The sequence below is a fragment of the Pseudomonas sp. PS01300 genome (assembly GCF_029960155.1).
Lineage (GTDB): Bacteria > Pseudomonadota > Gammaproteobacteria > Pseudomonadales > Pseudomonadaceae > Aquipseudomonas > Aquipseudomonas palmensis.
Window position 1 is genome coordinate 25,257 of the sequence record NZ_JASCPN010000050.1, and the last position, 15,995, is coordinate 41,251.

Below are 15,995 nucleotides of genomic sequence, written 5' to 3' on the forward strand. Positions count from 1 at the left end.
TCACTGGCCGCCGGCGCTGGCGCGATAGCGCCCGCCGGCACCGTGGGCCGCCATCGCCTGGTTGCTGCGCAGGGCAATCATCTGGTGGATCTCGACCCACTCGATGCCCTGCGCCTTCAGGCGAGGCAGCTCGCGTTCGAGCACCTCCAGGGTTTGCGGGTAGGGGTGGCCGATCAGGACGGCCGAGCCCTGCCGGCGCGCCAGCTCCACGGCGATGCGCAGTTGCCCGGCAATCGCCTCGGGGGTGCGCACGTCATCCAGGAACACATCCCGCGACAGGCTTGCCAGCCCCTGTTCCTGCGCCTTGGCCGCAGCGACCGTGGCGGCGCTGGTGCGGCTGTCGACAAAGAACAGATGGCGGCGCTGCAACTCGCCCATCAGCCAGGCCATGGGCAGCGGCTGTGCAGTCATGCGGCTGCCCATGTGGTTGTTGATGCCGCTGGCATAGGGCACCTTGGCCAGGGCTGCGCCCAGGCGTTGTTCCAGCTCCGGCAGCGGGGTATCCGGGTGCCAGGCGTAGGGGCCGGTGGCCGGGTCCATGGGCATGTGCAGGATCACCGTCTTGCCGGCCTTGTGCGCCTGGCGGGCGAACGCGGTGGCGTGCGGGGTATCGGGCATGATCGCGAGGGTGACCGGGCCGGGCAGGGCCAGGGTGCGCGCATCTCGCGCAGGGCTCTGCCCCAGGTCGTCGATGATCAGCGTGAGGTAGGCCTTGGCCGGTGCCGCGTGTGCGGTACCGGCCAGGCAGAGCAGGGCGAACAGCAGATAGCGCATCACTTGCCGCTGGTGATGCTCAGGCCCTTGAGCAGGTTCAGCGCCTGGCTGAGCTGGAAGTCGTCGTCCTGCGGACGGTCCTTCTTGCTCGCGGCCTTGCCCGAAGGCCGGTCGGCGCCGCCGTTGCCGTTGCCCAGGTGACCTTGCAGGTCGGCTTCCTTGAAGTTGTCGTTGTCCTGCTCGCTGGTGATCTTGGCGCGGCGCACCTCGATGTCCGGCACGATGCCCTGGGCCTGGATCGAGCGGCCGTTGGGGGTGTAGTACAGCGCGGTGGTGATCTTCAGGGCGCGGTCGTTGTTCAGCGGCAGCACGGTCTGCACCGAGCCCTTGCCGAAACTGTCGGTGCCCATCAGTACGCCGCGCTTCTGGTCCTGCAGGGCGCCGGCGACAATCTCGGAGGCCGAGGCGCTGCCGCCGTTGATCAGCACCACCAGCGGCACGCCTTCGCTGGCATCGGCCGGGTCGGCCGAGAAGCGCAGTTCGGAGTTGGCGATGCGGCCCTTGGTGTACACGATCAGGCCCTTGGTCAGGAAGTGGTCGGCCACTTCGACGGCGGCCTGCAGCACGCCACCGGGGTTGTTGCGCAGGTCCAGCACCAGGCCGCGCAGTTTCTTGCCGTTGTCCTTGCGCAGCTTGGCCAGGGCCTTGCCTACCTCTTCGCCGGTCTTGACCTGGAACTGGGTGATGCGGATATAGCCGTAGCCGTCCTCGAGCAGCTGCGACTTGACGCTCTTGACCTGGATGACCGCGCGGGCCAGGGTCACGTCGAACGGCGTGCCGCCGTCGCGCACCAGGGTCAGGGTGATCTTCTGGCCGATCTTGCCGCGCATCTTGTCGACCGCCTCGGTCATGGTCTGGCCGCGGGTCGGCTGGCCGTCGATCTTGACGATCAGGTCGCCCGCCTCGATGCCGGCACGCGAGGCCGGGGTGTCGTCGATGGGCGATACCACCTTGACGAAGCCGTCCTCCATGCCCACTTCAATGCCCAGGCCGCCGAACTCGCCGCTGGTGCTCTCCTGCAGCTCCTGGAAGTCTTCAGGGCCCAGGTAGGCGGAGTGCGGGTCGAGGTTGCTGAGCATGCCCTTGATGGCGTTTTCGAGCAGGGTCTTGTCGTCCACCGGCTCGACATAGGCGGCCTTGATGCGGTCCATCACCTCGGCGAAGGTGCGCAGCTCTTCCAGCGGCAGCGGCGCCTGGGCAGTGACCGTGGTCGGTGCCACCGTGGCTGGCTTGGCAGGCTCGGCCGCGTGGGCCAGTGGCGCGCCGATGACCAGGGCAATGGTCAGGGCCAGCGAGGTAAGGCGAGGCGTATGCAGCATGTCGAACGAACTCCTGATCCTGGTTTTGCCCCCGGGGGAGCGTCGCTGGCACCGGTTGGCGGGGCTAGCGTGAAATGAACGATGTGCCCCTATCCCTGGGCACGGCACCATTGTGTCGGGTCGCTCGGGCGGCCTTGCTGGCGAATCGCGAAGTACAGGGCGGCGGTGTCCTGGCCGCCGCTGTTGCCGACGGTGGAGATCGCCTCGCCCGACTTGACCACGTCGCCGGCATTCTTGAGCAGGCTCTGGTTGTGCCCGTACAGGCTCAGGTAGCCGTTGCCATGGTCGAGAATGACCAGAAGTCCGGCGCCGCGCAACCAGTCGGCGAACACCACGCGCCCGCCATGCACCGCATGTACCTGGCTGCCGGCGGAGGCGCTGATCATCACCCCGTCCCACTTGGCTCGCGAGTCGTCGCCGCGGGTTTCACCAAAACGTGCCAGCAATCGACCATTGACCGGCCATGGAAGTTTGCCCCGTGCTGCAGAAAAAGCGCCGCCGAAGGTGGCGCCGTCGCTGGAAACCAGCGGCCCGGGCACTGCCCTGGGCTTTTTCGGGGTGGCGTCCTGGTTGGCGGCCAGGGCTTCGCGCTGGCGCTGCTTCTCGGCTTCCTGGGCGGCCAGCAGGGCGCGCTGACGTGCCTCTTCGGCTTCGCGCGCCTGGCGTGCCAGGGTCTGCTCGATGGTCTTGAGCACCTGGGCGAGGTCGGCCTGGTCCTGTTCGCGGGCGGCCAGCTTCTGGTCGCGCGCCTTGACGTCGCTGTTGAGCTTGGCCAGCACCTGCTGGCGCTCGGCGCGGACCTTTTCCAGGTCCTGGCGCTGGGTTTCGAGGGTGCCTTGCTGGGCCAGCAACTGGGCCTGCTGCAGGGCGATGTCCTTTTCCACATTGGCCAGCTGGCGCAGGGTCTCGTTGAAGCTGCGCAGCTGCTCCAGGCGGGCCTGGCTCAGGTAGTCGTAATAGGTGAGGGTGCGCGCGAACTTCTCGGGGTTCTGCTGGTTGAGCAGCAGCTTGAGGTATTCCTCGCGACCGTTCTGGTAGGCCGAACGGGCCTGGATGGCGATCAGGCGTTGCTGTTCAACGCGGGCGCTCTGGAGTTTTTTTTTCTCTTTGTCGAGGCGCTCCAGCTCGCCTTCAGTCTTTTTTAGTTCCTGCTGCAGGGCCTCCACCTGCTTTTGCAGCTTGCCGATTTCGGTTTCGGTGCCGCGCAGGTCTTTCTGCACGCCGGACTTTTCCTGCTGCAACTGGCCAAGCAGCTTTTTCAGCTCGGCAATGTCCTGGCGCGTGGCGTCCAGTTGCTGCTGGGTTTGCGCGCGCTCGTCGGCGAATGCCGGGCCGAACAGGCAGGTCAGGGCTATGAGGATAAGTGCGCGAAGCATGGAGTAGGCGGAACCCAGGATGGAGACTGGCCTAGTATGCCCGCCATGGCGATCAAAAAAAACGACCTTCAAGCGGGATGCGATTCAGCTGCCTGTTTCAAGCTGCACGCCGCAAGAGGCGCAGCGCACGTGGCGCTGGCTCCTGCAGCTTGAACCGTGCAGCGTGGGGCGTGCCGTTCAGACGTCTACGAGAATCGAAGTACCGGTCATTTCGGCCGGTTTTTCCAGGCCCAGCAGCTTGAGCATGGTCGGCGCCACGTCCGCCAGCACGCCGCCTTCACGCACCTTGAGGTTGCGCTTGCCGACATAGATGAACGGCACCGGCTCGGTGGTGTGGGCGGTGTGGGCCTGGCCGGTGCACGCGTCTTCCATCTGCTCGACGTTGCCGTGGTCGGCGGTGATCAGCGCTTCGCCACCCACCTTGTCGAGGGCCTCGACGATGCGGCCCACGCACAGGTCCAGGGCCTCCACGGCCTTGACCGCAGCGTCGAACACGCCGCTGTGGCCGACCATGTCGCCGTTGGCGTAGTTGACCACGATCACGTCATAGCGCTGCTGTTCGATGGCCTCGACGATGCGGTCGGTGACCTCCGGCGCGCTCATTTCCGGCTGCAGGTCGTAGGTGGCGACCTTCGGCGACGGGATCAGGATGCGCTCTTCGCCTTCGAACGGTTCTTCGCGCCCGCCGGAGAAGAAGAAGGTGACGTGGGCGTACTTTTCGGTTTCGGCGATGCGCAGCTGGGTCTTGCCCTTCTTGGCCAGGTACTCGCCCAGTACGTTGTTCAGGCTGCCTGGGGCGAACGCCGCCGGGGCGGCGATCTTGGCCGAGTACTGGGTCAGGCCGATGTAGGCGGCCAGCTTGGGCAGGCGTGCGCGCGGGAACTCGTTGAAGTCCGGCTCGACGAACACCCGCGACAGCTCACGGGCGCGGTCGGCGCGAAAGTTCATGAAGATCACCGCGTCGCCGTCCTCGACCCTGACGGCCTCGCCCACGCGGGTGGCCTTGACGAACTCGTCGCTCTCGCCGCGTGCATAGGCGGCTTCAAGGCCGGCGGTGGCGGTGCTGGCGCTGAATTCGGCGGTGCTGTCGACGATCAGGTTGTAGGCGGCGCTGACACGGTCCCAGCGGTTGTCGCGGTCCATCGCGAAGTAACGGCCGATGAGGCTGGCGATGCGGCCCTTGCCCAGGCGGGCGAAGGTGGCGTCGAGCAGTTCGATGGAAGACTGGGCGCTCTTGGGTGGGGTGTCGCGGCCGTCGAGGAAGGCGTGCAGGTAGATCTTCTCGGCGCCACGTTGCGCGGCCAGTTCGGCCATGGCCACCAGGTGGTCCTGGTGGCTGTGCACGCCACCGTCGGACAGCAGGCCGAGGATGTGCACGGCCTTGCCGGCACCGGCAGCCGTGTCCACGGCGTCGCACAGCACCGGGTTCTGGAAGAACTCGCCATCCTTGATGGCCTTGGTCACGCGGGTGAAATCCTGGTACACCACGCGCCCGGCACCCAGGTTCATGTGGCCGACTTCGGAGTTGCCCATCTGCCCGTCGGGCAGACCCACGTCCATGCCCGAGCCCGAGATCAGGCCGTGCGGCTGGGTGGCGCGCAGGCGGTCGTAAACCGGCGTGGTGGCCGAATAGATGGCGTTGTATTCGTGGCTTTCGCTGTGACCGAAACCATCCAGGATGATCAGGACCAAGGGTTTTGGCGTGCTAGTCATCTATCCCACTCGCGCTTTTGTCAGGTGATAAAGACACGCATTTTAGGGCAAATTGGTCAGCAGTGACGAATTAACCTTGCGCGCCCGCCATTGCCGCCCGACGGGTAGCAGCCCGGCAATGAGAATTACTGTCGACAACCAGTGCCGGTGGGCTTTGGCCGGCCTTGGGTGCTGTGTATACTGCCCATCATTTTTAACGGCCCGGAACCCTCTGATGGTTGCTCACCTGATCGAATTCGCGACATCTCACTATCTGCTGGTTGGTATCTTCGTCGTTCTGCTGGTCCTGCTGATCGTCACCGAAGCGCGCAAGGGCGGCCGCAGCCTGAGCAACGGCGAACTGACCGCGCTGGTCAACGCCGACAAGGGCCTGGTCATCGATATCCGTGCCAGCAAGGAGTTCTCCGCCGGGCACATCGTCGGTGCGCTGAACATCCCGCAGGACAAGTTCGCCGCGCGTATCGGCGAGCTGGAAAAGCACAAGGCGACCAAGACCCTGATCGTGGTCGACAACCTGGGCCAGCATGCCGGCGCCGTGTGCCGCGACCTGCTCAAGGCCGGCTTCAACGCCGCCAAGCTGTCGGGCGGCGTGTCGAGCTGGAAGGCCGACAACCTGCCGCTGGTGAAGTGACATGAGCAACGTCATCGTCTACTCCAGCGACTACTGCCCTTACTGCTCGCGTGCCAAGCAGCTGCTGTCCAGCAAAGGTGTGGCCTTCGAAGAGATCAAGGTCGATGGCAAGCCCCAGCTGCGCGCAGAGATGAGCCAGAAGGCCGGCCGCACCTCGGTGCCGCAGATCTGGATCGGCAGCACCCACGTCGGCGGTTGCGACGACCTGTTTGCCCTTGAGCGCGCCGGCAAGCTCGACGCGCTGCTCAAGGCCTGAATTCCCTACAAGACCCTGCAAAGAAGGATCTGTCATGACTGAAGAACAGAACAACGGCGCTGCGGCAGCCGACGAAAGCTCCCCGCAATTCTCCCTGCAGCGCATCTATGTGCGTGACCTGTCGTTCGAAGCGCCGAAAAGCCCGGCGATCTTCCGCCAGCAGTGGGAACCGAGCGTCGCGCTGGACCTGAACACCAAGCAGAAAGGCCTGGAAGGCGACTTCCACGAGGTCGTGCTGACCCTGTCGGTCACGGTCAAGAACGGTGAAGAGGTTGCCTTCATCGCCGAAGTTCAGCAGGCGGGTATCTTCCTGATCAAGAACCTCGACCCGGCTTCGATGAGCCACACCCTGGGCGCGTTCTGCCCGAACATCCTGTTCCCGTATGCGCGTGAAGCGCTGGACAACCTGGTGACCCGTGGTTCGTTCCCGGCCCTGATGCTGTCGCCGGTGAACTTCGATGCCCTGTACGCGCAAGAGATGCAGCGCATGCAGGAAGCAGGCGAAGCGCCTTCGCTGCAGTAAGCTGACTGCGGTACGTTGAAAGCGCCCTTCGGGGCGCTTTTTTCATGCCTCAGGCAAAACCTTGCTGGCGCCAGGCTTCGTACACCGCCACGGCCACGGTGTTGGACAGGTTCAGGCTGCGGCAGCCTTCACGCATGGGCAGGCGCAGGCGCTGGTCGCTGCCCAGCGGGTCGAGCACCTCGGGCGGCAGGCCACGGCTTTCGGGGCCGAACAGAAAGGCGTCGCCGGGGGCGAAGGCCACGTCGTGAAACGGCCGCGAGCCCTTGGTGGTGAAGGCGAACAGGCGCGGGTTGCCCAGGCTCTCGAGGCAGCTGGGCAGGTCGCTGTGGCGCTTGAGGGTGGCGTACTCGTGGTAATCCAGGCCCGCACGGCGCAGGCGCTTGTCGTCCAGTTCGAAGCCGATCGGGTCGATCAGGTGCAGCTGGCAGCCGCTGTTGGCGCACAGCCGTATAATGTTGCCGGTATTCGGTGGAATTTCCGGTTGAAAAAGGATGACGTGAAACATGCACGGCTCCGAGCATAAAGATGACGAGCATTCTACCCCCGAACCGGACCCGCGTTCGAAACTGTGGCCGCGGGTGCTGTTCTCCATGGCCCTGTTCGGCATGCTGGTGGGCCTGATGATCGGCCGCCTCACCGCGCCTGAACCACGGGTACTGGAGCGGGTGGAGGTGGTGGCCGATGGCCTGAACCTGTGGTTCAACGAAGAGCCGCAACTGCATGGCGAGGAGGTCGAGGGCACGCTGGCGCTGGTGTTCCAGGCCAGCGGGCGGAGCCAGAAGGGTCAGTTGCAGTTGGCGGGCAAGCCCGTGAGCTGGCGCCTGCAGAACAGCGACCAGGGCCTGTTGCTGAGCCTGGTGGCGGCCCGGCCGCTGCGCGGCGACTGGGCCGGCGAGACGGTGCAGGGCCGCTGGAGGGTGCAGGTGAAACTGCACGAATAAAAGAGGGGATTCCCCGGCCTGCCTGTACCAAGGTCCCCAAAACTGGGTTGTGCTTAGGTATATGCAGGGGGTGTGCCAAGTTGGCCTGGGGCAATGGAACCTGGGGTTTTGCAGGGTTTGATGCGGTTGTGAGGGGTGTTTTTGCCTTCAGGCGGTGCAGCGGGGGCAGGCATGGTGCAGCAATGGGGCAAGCTGTACGCCGGCAAGGCCGGCTCCTACAGGTTCGGCGGCGTTTGTAGGAGCCGGCCTTGCCGGCGAAGAGGCCCCTGAGTCAGGCCTCGTCGTCGCCCTCGTCGTCCCCGCCGTCGACCTTCATGCCCAGTTCCTTGATCTTGCGCGTCAGGGTGTTGCGCCCCCAGCCCAGCAGCACCGCTGCATCGCGCCGCCGCCCGGCGGTGTGCTTGAGCGCCGTCTCGATCATGATCCGCTCGAAACTCGGCACTGCGCTGTCCAGCAGGTTCGACTGGCCACGGCTCAGCGCCTGGTCGGCCCACTGGCGCAGCGCCTGCTCCCAGTTGGTCACCGGCGCCGCGTCCTGCGGCAGGTTCAGCAGCTCCGGCGGCAAGTCGCCGATATGCACCTCGCGCCCCGAGGCCATCACCGTGATCCAGCGGCAGGTGTTCTCCAGCTGGCGCACGTTACCCGGCCACGGCAGGTTGCGCATGAACTCCTCGGTCTCCGGCTTGAGCAGCTTGGGCTCCACCGACAGCTCCTGCGCCGCACGCCCCAGAAAGTGCCGGGCCAGGGTCGGGATGTCTTCGCGGCGGTCGGCCAGGCGCGGGATGTGGATGCGGATCACGTTCAGGCGGTGGAACAGGTCTTCACGGAACTTGCCGGCCTGCACCAGGGTTTCCAGGTTCTGGTGGGTGGCGGCAATGATGCGCACGTCCACCTTCACCGGCACATGCCCGCCCACCCGGTAGAATTCGCCATCGGCCAGCACGCGCAGCAGGCGGGTCTGGGTGTCGGCCGGCATGTCGCCGATCTCGTCGAGAAACAGCGTGCCGCCGTCGGCCTGCTCGAAACGCCCGCGGCGCAGGTTGGCCGCGCCGGTGAACGCGCCCTTTTCATGGCCGAACAGCTCGGATTCCATCAGGTCCTTGGGTATCGCCGCCATGTTCAGCGCGATGAACGGCGAGGCGGCGCGCGGGCTGTGACGGTGCAGGGCGTGGGCCACCAACTCCTTGCCGGTGCCCGATTCGCCGTTGATCAGCACGGTGATGTTGGAATGGCTGAGCCGGCCGATGGCGCGAAACACCTCCTGCATGGCCGGCGCTTCGCCGATGATTTCCGGGGTGCGGGTCAGCGCCTGGGGCTCGGCCATGCCCTGCTGTTCCTGGGCGTGCTGGTTGGCGCGCTTGACCAGCGACACTGCCTCGTCCACGTCGAATGGCTTGGGCAGGTACTCGAACGCGCCGCCCTGGTACGAGGCCACGGCGCTGTCCAGGTCCGAGTGCGCGGTCATGATGATCACCGGCAGACGCGGATGCTGCTCGCGGATCTGCGCCAGCAGGTCCAGGCCGCTGGCACCGGGCATGCGAATGTCGGAGATGATCACGTCCGGCTGCTGGCGGGCCAGGCGGCTCATGACCCCATCGGCACTGTCGAAGCTCTGGGTGGTCATGCCTTCCTGTTGCAGGGCTTTTTCCAGGACCCAACGGATGGAGCGGTCGTCGTCGACGATCCAGACGGTTTCGCTTCGGCTCATGAAGAAGTGGCTCCTTGTTCCAGCGGCAGGAAGATCGAGAAGGTGGTGTGGCCAGGGTGGCTGTCACATTCGATCAGGCCCTGGTGCTGGCTGATGATGTTCTGGGTGATGGCCAGGCCCAGCCCGGTACCGTCCGGGCGACCGCTGACCATGGGATAGAAGAGGGTGTCCTGCAGTTCCGCGGGGATACCCGGGCCGTTGTCGATGATTTCGATGCGCGCCACCAGGCGGTGGCGGGTGTGGCCGATGGTGAACTGGCGCATGGCGCGGCTGCGCAGGGTGATGCGGCCCAGGCGCAGTTCGTTCTGCCCGCTGATGGCCTGCATGGCGTTGCGCACGATATTGAGCACGGCCTGGATCATCTGCTCGCGGTCCACCAGCACGTCGGGCAGGCTCGGGTCGTAGTCGCGCACCAGGGTGATGCCGCCCTGGCTTTCGGCCTCCACCAGGCTGCACACGCGCTCGAGCACTTCGTGGATGTTGGTCATGGCCAGCGACGGCAGTTTGTTGGAGCCGAGCATGCGGTCGACCAGGTTACGCAGGCGGTCGGCCTCTTCGATGATGACGTTGGTGTAGTCCTTGAGGCCGTTGTCGGGCAGTTCGCGGGCCAGCAGCTGCGCGGCGCCACGGATGCCGCCCAGCGGGTTCTTGATTTCGTGGGCCATGCCGCGCACCAGCATCTTGGTGGTTTCCTGCTTGGACAGCTGCGCCTCTTCCTTGGTGATGCGCAGCAGGCGGTCGCGCGGGTGCACTTCGAGCAGCAGCAGGGTGCGGCCGTGGTTGAGGATCGGGGTGACGGCGTAGTCGACGGTCAGGGTCTGGCCGGTGAGGGCGGTGAGCATGGCTTCGCGCTTGGTGAACGGGTGCGCGTGCTCCACGGCCTGGCGCAGCGAGTTGAGCGCTTCGGTCGATTCGGTGAACAGCTCGCTGATGAACTGCCCGTGGCTGCGCTGGCCGCTGATGGCCAGGAGCATTTCCGCTGCCGGGTTCATGTACTCCAGGCGCAATTCGGCATTGAGCAGAATGGTGGCAGTGGTCAGGTTGTCCAGTAGCAGTCGGTGCAGTGCATCGCTGATGGTCATGGGGCGTCGTTGACCTCTTTTGGCACAGTACCGCCCTGATCGGGGCCAGGGTGGCGCGCGCTGGTAATCGGCTGATGCCAGGAAAATGCAAGAACCAAACCAACGCTCCGAAAAGAAGCGCAATTCCCTGAAACCGGGCCTTGGCTGCGCAAAAAATGACTGGGTTAATAGGTTGCAGGCTGTTTTTGAACCAAAATGGGCTGTTGGTGCAGGGGTAGCGCTGCCTTGTGCACCATTGTAGAGCACTACTCACTTCGTCGTGGGTCAAGCCCGCTCCCACTGGTTTGTGGCAGCGGGCTTGACCCGCGATGAAGTCAGCGCAAAAAAAAAGGCCTCCCGAATGGGAGGCCTCTCTCGTTACGCCGCGTGAGCGAGCGTCACTGGCTTAGCAGCTGTAGTACAGCTCGTATTCCAGTGGGTGTACGAAGGTGCGCACCTTGATTTCTTCTTCGCTTTTCAGGGCGATGTAGGCATCGATGAACTCATCGGAGAACACGCCGCCCTTGGTCAGGAACGCACGGCCCTTGTCCAGCTCTTCCAGGGCTTCCTTCAGGCTGCCACAGACCTGCGGGATCTCTTTGGCCTCTTCAGGCGGCAGGTCGTACAGGTTCTTGTCGGCGGCATCGCCTGGGTGGATCTTGTTCTGGATGCCGTCCAGGCCGGCCATCAGCAGCGCAGCGAAGGCCAGGTACGGGTTGGCCGCCGGGTCCGGGAAGCGCGCTTCGATACGGCGGGCCTTGGGGCTCGACACGTAAGGAATGCGGATCGAGGCAGAACGGTTGCGTGCCGAGTAGGCCAGCATGACCGGGGCTTCGAAGCCCGGGACCAGACGCTTGTAGGAGTTGGTCGACGGGTTGGTGAAGCCGTTCAGGGCCTTGCCGTGCTTGATGATGCCGCCGATGAAGTACAGGGCGGTATCGGACAGGCCGGCATAGCCTTCGCCGGCGAAGGTGTTCTTGCCGTCTTTCCAGATCGACATGTGCACGTGCATGCCCGAGCCGTTGTCGCCGTACAGCGGTTTTGGCATGAAGGTAGCGGTGCGGCCATAGGCGTCGGCAACGTTGTGCACGACGTATTTCAGGGTCTGAACTTCGTCAGCTTTTTTCACCAGGGTGTTGAACTTGACGCCGATTTCGTTCTGACCGGCAGTCGCCACTTCGTGGTGGTGCACTTCGACGACCTGGCCCATTTCTTCCAGTGCGTTGCACATGGCAGTACGGATCTCGTGGTCGTGGTCGAACGGCGGAACCGGGAAGTAGCCGCCCTTGACGCCTGGACGGTGGCCCTTGTTGCCACCTTCCACGTCCTGGTCGGACATCCACGAGCCCTGCTCGGAGTAGATCTTGAACATCGAGCCCGAAATGTCGGACTTGAACTTCACTTCGTCGAAGATGAAGAACTCAGGCTCAGGGCCTGCGAATACGGTGTCGCCGATGCCGGTGGAGCGCAGGAACTCTTCGGCCTGCTTGGCGATGGCGCGCGGGTCGCGGTCGTAGCCTTGCATGGTCGACGGTTCGATGATGTCGCAGACCAGGATCAGGGTCGGCTCTTCGGTGAACGGGTCGAGCACGGCGGTGGAGTCGTCCGGCATCAGGATCATGTCGGAGGCTTCGATGCCTTTCCAGCCAGCGATGGAGGAACCGTCGAACATCTTGCCGGCTTCGAAGAAGTCGTCTTCCAGCGCGTCACGGGCTGGCATGGTGACGTGGTGCTGGGTGCCCTTGGTGTCAGTGAAGCGCAGATCAATCCATTTAACGTCATGATCTTTGATGAGTTGAACCGACTTCGACATGGTGTCCTCCGGGTGGGGTAGAGCGTGCCTGTGCAGCCCTTGTAATTTGGGTGATGCCGGGCGCGAATAGTCGGCCAAGGCAACCTGCCTCACAAGGGAGCAAATTGCATGCCAGTGCCCCGAGTTGGGTTTTTCGCCCCATTCTCACGCGTTTACGGGTGCCAACGGCGCCTCAGGGGTTTTTCCTGCACCCTTAGGAGGCGTTTTTTCGTTTGAGTGACCCAAAATGGTGCACGTGAAACCTTCTGTACAAAAGTTGCTCAAAGCTTGAGCGAATTCCGCTATAATCCGCGCCCCTTCTTTTTCGGCTGGCCACGCGCGCGCTGTTTTCATGAAACTAATCGTCAAAGTCTTTCCAGAGATCACCATCAAGAGCCGCCCGGTTCGAAAGCGCTTCATCCGTCAACTGGGCCGCAACATCCGCACCGTGCTCAAGGACCTGGATCCTGCGCTCGCGGTCGATGGTGTCTGGGACAATCTGGAGGTGGTCACCCGCCTGGACGACGAGAAAGTGCTGCGCGAAATGACCGAGCGCCTGAGCTGCATGCCGGGCATCGCGCATTTCCTCCAGGTCGATGAGTACCCGCTGGGCGATTTCGACGATATCGTCGCCAAGTGCAAGACGCATTTCGGCCACCTGCTGGCCGGCAAGCACTTTGCCGTGCGCTGCAAGCGCGGCGGCCACCATGATTTCAGCTCGATGGACGTCGACCGCTATGTCGGCAGCCAGCTGCGCCAGCAGTGCGGCGCCGCCGGCATCGACCTGCGCAACCCCGAAGTGGAAGTGCGCATCGAGATCCGCGACAAGCGCCTGTACGTGATCCACAACCAGCACAAGGGCATCGGCGGCTACCCGCTGGGCGCGCTGGAGCAGACCCTGGTGCTGATGTCCGGCGGCTTCGACTCCACCGTGGCGGCCTACCAGATGATGCGCCGCGGCCTGATGACCCACTTCTGCTTCTTCAACCTGGGCGGCCGTGCCCACGAGCTGGGCGTGATGGAAGTCGCGCACTACCTGTGGAAGAAGTACGGCAGCAGCCAGCGCGTGCTGTTCGTCAGCGTGCCGTTCGAAGAGGTGGTGGGCGAGATCCTCGGCAAGGTCGACAACAGCTACATGGGCGTGACCCTCAAGCGCATGATGCTGCGCGCCGCCACCAACATCGCCGACCGCCTGCAGATCGACGCGCTGGTCACCGGCGAGGCGATTTCCCAGGTGTCCAGCCAGACATTGCCCAACCTGGCGGTGATCGACTCGGCCACCGAGAAGCTGGTGCTGCGCCCGCTGCTGGCCAGCCACAAGCAGGACATCATCGACCAGGCCAATGAAATCGGCACCGCCGAGTTCGCCAAGCACATGCCCGAGTACTGCGGCGTGATCTCGGTGAACCCGACCACCTGTGCCAAGCGTCACCGCGTCGACCATGAAGAGAAGCAGTTCGACATGGCCGTGCTCGAGCGCGCCCTGGAACGCGCCCGCCTGGTGTCCATCGACCACGTGATCGATGAACTGGGCCAGGATATCCAGATCGAAGAAGTCAGCCAGGCGCTGGCCGGGCAGGTGGTGATCGACATTCGTCACCCCGACGCCCAGGAAGACCAGCCTCTGGAACTGGACGGCATCGAGGTCAAGGCCTTGCCGTTCTACGCCCTCAACAGTCGCTTCAAGGAGCTGGACCCCACGCGCCAGTACTTGCTGTATTGCGACAAGGGAGTGATGAGTCGCCTGCATGCCCACCATCTACTGAGTGAGGGGCATGCCAATGTGCGCGTTTATCGTCCGACATAAGATGCCGGGGTTGTATGGCGGCAGTATCCGCCATCGCCCTCCCGACCGACGAGCCCGTTGAGCGCCGTTCATTCACATTCGCCGCCTAGACTGGGCGGCAACCCGAATCCTCTGATCGAGATACACAAGTGATCGAAAATCTACGCAACATCGCCATCATCGCCCACGTTGACCATGGCAAGACCACCCTGGTAGACAAACTGCTGCGTCAGTCCGGCACCCTGGAGCGCAACGAGCTCAACGACGAGCGCGTGATGGACTCCAACGACCAGGAAAAAGAGCGCGGCATTACCATTCTGGCGAAAAACACCGCCATCAACTGGAACGGCTACCACATCAACATCGTGGACACCCCGGGCCACGCCGACTTCGGTGGTGAAGTAGAGCGCGTGATGTCGATGGTCGACTCCGTGCTGCTGCTGGTTGACGCCCAGGACGGCCCTATGCCGCAAACCCGTTTCGTGACCAAGAAGGCTTTCGAAGCCGGCCTGCGTCCGATCGTGGTGATCAACAAGGTCGACCGTCCGGGCGCGCGTCCTGACTGGGTTCTGGACCAGATCTTCGACCTGTTCGACAACCTGGGTGCCACCGACGAACAGCTGGACTTCAAGGTCGTCTACGCCTCGGCCCTGAACGGCATTGCCGGTCTGGACCACACCGAAATGGCCGAAGACATGACCCCGCTGTACCAGTCGATCGTCGACAACGTGCCAGCGCCAAGCGTCGACCGCGACGGTCCGTTCCAGATGCAGATCTCGGCACTGGACTACAACAGCTTCCTGGGCGTGATCGGTGTTGGCCGCATCGCCCGTGGTCGCGTCAAGCCGAACACCCCGGTTGTGGCCATCGACGTTGACGGCAAGCGCCGCAACGGTCGTATCCTCAAGCTGATGGGTCACCACGGCCTGCACCGCGTCGACGTCGAAGAAGCCCAGGCTGGCGACATCGTCTGCATCAGCGGTTTCGACGAGCTGTTCATCTCCGACACCCTGTGCTCCCCGGACGCAGTCGAGGCGATGAAGCCGCTGACCGTCGACGAGCCGACCGTTTCGATGACCTTCCAGGTCAACGACTCGCCGTTCTGCGGTAAGGAAGGCAAGTTCGTCACCAGCCGCAACATCAAGGAGCGTCTGGACAAGGAGCTGCTGTACAACGTTGCACTGCGCGTTGAAGAAGGCGACTCGGCCGACAAGTTCAAGGTATCGGGCCGTGGTGAGCTGCACCTGTCGGTACTGATCGAAACCATGCGTCGCGAAGGCTTCGAAATGGGTGTTGGTCGTCCGGAAGTGATCATCCGCGAAATCGACGGTGCCAAGCACGAGCCGTTCGAGAACGTCACCATCGACATCCCTGAAGATTCGCAGGGCAAGGTCATGGAAGAAATGGGCCTGCGTAAAGGCGACCTGACCAACATGGTGCCGGATGGCAAGGGCCGTGTACGTCTGGAATACAACATTCCAGCCCGTGGTCTGATCGGTTTCCGCAACCAGTTCCTGACCCTGACCAACGGTGCAGGCATCCTGACCTCGATCTTCGATCGCTACGCGCCAATGAAGTCCGGCCACATGTCCGGTCGTCAGAACGGCGTACTGGTATCGGTAGAGACCGGCAAGGCGCTGACCTACTCGCTGGAAACCCTGCAGGCGCGCGGCAAGCTGTTCGTCGAGCACGGCCAGGAGATCTACAACGGTCAGATCGTCGGTCTGAACAGCCGTGACAACGACCTGGGCGTCAACCCTACCAAGGGCAAGAAGCTCGACAACATGCGTGCTTCGGGCAAAGACGAAACCATCGCTCTGGTGCCACCTGTTCGCTTCACCCTGGAACAGGCCCTGGAATTCATCCAGGACGACGAGCTGTGCGAAGTCACGCCCAAGTCGATCCGTCTGCGCAAGAAGATCCTGGACGAAGGCGAGCGTACCCGCGCTGCCAAGAAAGCCAAGAACTGAGTTAGCTCAGGCTGAATGAAACGCCCCCGGTCGAAAGGCCGGGGGCGTTTTTGTTTGTGCAAGGCCTGAAACTTGCGCTGGCCGAATCGCGGGTCAAGCCCGCTCCCACAGGTAAATGCACAACCTTGTGGGAGCGGGCTTGACC

General features: G+C 63.7%; 14 protein-coding genes. 6 read left to right on the forward strand and 8 right to left on the reverse strand.

Going from position 1 to position 15,995, the window contains the following annotated elements; translation table 11 throughout:
- The 4 genes from QMX96_RS20390 to gpmI all read right to left on the reverse strand — a co-directional run bounded on the left by QMX96_RS20390 (position 1) and on the right by gpmI (position 5,182).
- Positions 1 to 774 carry a divergent polysaccharide deacetylase family protein gene (locus QMX96_RS20390; protein ID WP_043862203.1) on the reverse strand — a complete coding sequence of 258 codons (774 nt, stop codon included), beginning with the start codon at positions 772 to 774 and terminating at the stop codon, positions 1 to 3.
- Complete coding sequence (locus tag QMX96_RS20395) at positions 774 to 2,093, reverse strand: S41 family peptidase (protein WP_043862202.1); 1,320 nt, start codon at positions 2,091 to 2,093, stop codon at positions 774 to 776. The genes QMX96_RS20390 and QMX96_RS20395 overlap by 1 nt, the downstream gene beginning before the upstream one ends.
- Positions 2,094 to 2,182: 89 nt before the next feature.
- Complete coding sequence (locus QMX96_RS20400; protein ID WP_043862201.1) at positions 2,183 to 3,469, reverse strand: murein hydrolase activator EnvC; 1,287 nt, start codon at positions 3,467 to 3,469, stop codon at positions 2,183 to 2,185.
- 177 nt (positions 3,470 to 3,646) lie between these two features.
- Positions 3,647 to 5,182 (reverse strand): 2,3-bisphosphoglycerate-independent phosphoglycerate mutase, encoded by a 1,536-nt coding sequence (gene gpmI / locus QMX96_RS20405; RefSeq protein WP_282362299.1) that lies wholly within the window; start codon positions 5,180 to 5,182, stop codon positions 3,647 to 3,649.
- A 214-nt stretch (positions 5,183 to 5,396) separates the two neighbouring features.
- Between gpmI and QMX96_RS20410 the strand changes: the two genes are divergently transcribed.
- The 3 genes from QMX96_RS20410 to secB are packed head-to-tail and all read left to right on the forward strand — an operon-like array spanning position 5,397 to position 6,592.
- Positions 5,397 to 5,813: a rhodanese-like domain-containing protein gene (locus tag QMX96_RS20410; protein WP_043862199.1), complete on the forward strand. Its 417-nt coding sequence runs from the start codon at positions 5,397 to 5,399 to the stop codon at positions 5,811 to 5,813.
- Position 5,814: 1 nt separating this feature from the next.
- A complete protein-coding gene (gene grxC / locus QMX96_RS20415) occupies positions 5,815 to 6,069 on the forward strand; it encodes a glutaredoxin 3 (RefSeq protein WP_043862198.1) in 255 nt (84 codons plus the stop codon).
- A 34-nt stretch (positions 6,070 to 6,103) separates the two neighbouring features.
- The gene (gene secB, locus QMX96_RS20420; protein WP_043862197.1) at positions 6,104 to 6,592 is read left to right on the forward strand and encodes a protein-export chaperone SecB; all 489 of its coding nucleotides are present in this window, start codon (positions 6,104 to 6,106) and stop codon (positions 6,590 to 6,592) included.
- Positions 6,593 to 6,641: 49 nt separating this feature from the next.
- Here the strand turns inward: secB and QMX96_RS20425 are convergent, their stop codons facing one another.
- A complete protein-coding gene (locus QMX96_RS20425) occupies positions 6,642 to 7,097 on the reverse strand; it encodes a tRNA (cytidine(34)-2'-O)-methyltransferase (RefSeq protein ID WP_043862196.1) in 456 nt (151 codons plus the stop codon).
- Between QMX96_RS20425 and QMX96_RS20430 the strand changes: the two genes are divergently transcribed.
- The gene (locus QMX96_RS20430) at positions 7,096 to 7,533 is read left to right on the forward strand and encodes a hypothetical protein (RefSeq protein WP_255000484.1); all 438 of its coding nucleotides are present in this window, start codon (positions 7,096 to 7,098) and stop codon (positions 7,531 to 7,533) included. The two genes, QMX96_RS20425 and QMX96_RS20430, sit on opposite strands and share 2 nt — an antisense overlap.
- Before the next feature lie 271 nt (positions 7,534 to 7,804).
- Here the strand turns inward: QMX96_RS20430 and ntrC are convergent, their stop codons facing one another.
- The 3 genes from ntrC to glnA all read right to left on the reverse strand — a co-directional run bounded on the left by ntrC (position 7,805) and on the right by glnA (position 12,115).
- Complete coding sequence (ntrC, locus tag QMX96_RS20435) at positions 7,805 to 9,241, reverse strand: nitrogen regulation protein NR(I) (RefSeq protein WP_043862194.1); 1,437 nt, start codon at positions 9,239 to 9,241, stop codon at positions 7,805 to 7,807.
- Positions 9,238 to 10,323 (reverse strand): nitrogen regulation protein NR(II), encoded by a 1,086-nt coding sequence (glnL, locus tag QMX96_RS20440; RefSeq protein WP_043862193.1) that lies wholly within the window; start codon positions 10,321 to 10,323, stop codon positions 9,238 to 9,240. The genes ntrC and glnL overlap by 4 nt, the downstream gene beginning before the upstream one ends.
- A 385-nt stretch (positions 10,324 to 10,708) precedes the next feature.
- Positions 10,709 to 12,115, reverse strand: a complete 1,407-nt coding sequence (gene glnA / locus QMX96_RS20445) for a glutamate--ammonia ligase (RefSeq protein WP_043862192.1) — start codon at positions 12,113 to 12,115, stop codon at positions 10,709 to 10,711.
- A gap of 331 nt (positions 12,116 to 12,446) precedes the next feature.
- Between glnA and thiI the strand changes: the two genes are divergently transcribed.
- Positions 12,447 to 13,901, forward strand: a complete 1,455-nt coding sequence (gene thiI / locus QMX96_RS20450; protein ID WP_043862191.1) for a tRNA uracil 4-sulfurtransferase ThiI — start codon at positions 12,447 to 12,449, stop codon at positions 13,899 to 13,901.
- A 128-nt stretch (positions 13,902 to 14,029) separates the two neighbouring features.
- Complete coding sequence (typA, locus tag QMX96_RS20455; RefSeq protein WP_043862190.1) at positions 14,030 to 15,850, forward strand: translational GTPase TypA; 1,821 nt, start codon at positions 14,030 to 14,032, stop codon at positions 15,848 to 15,850.
- Positions 15,851 to 15,995 lie beyond the last annotated feature (145 nt).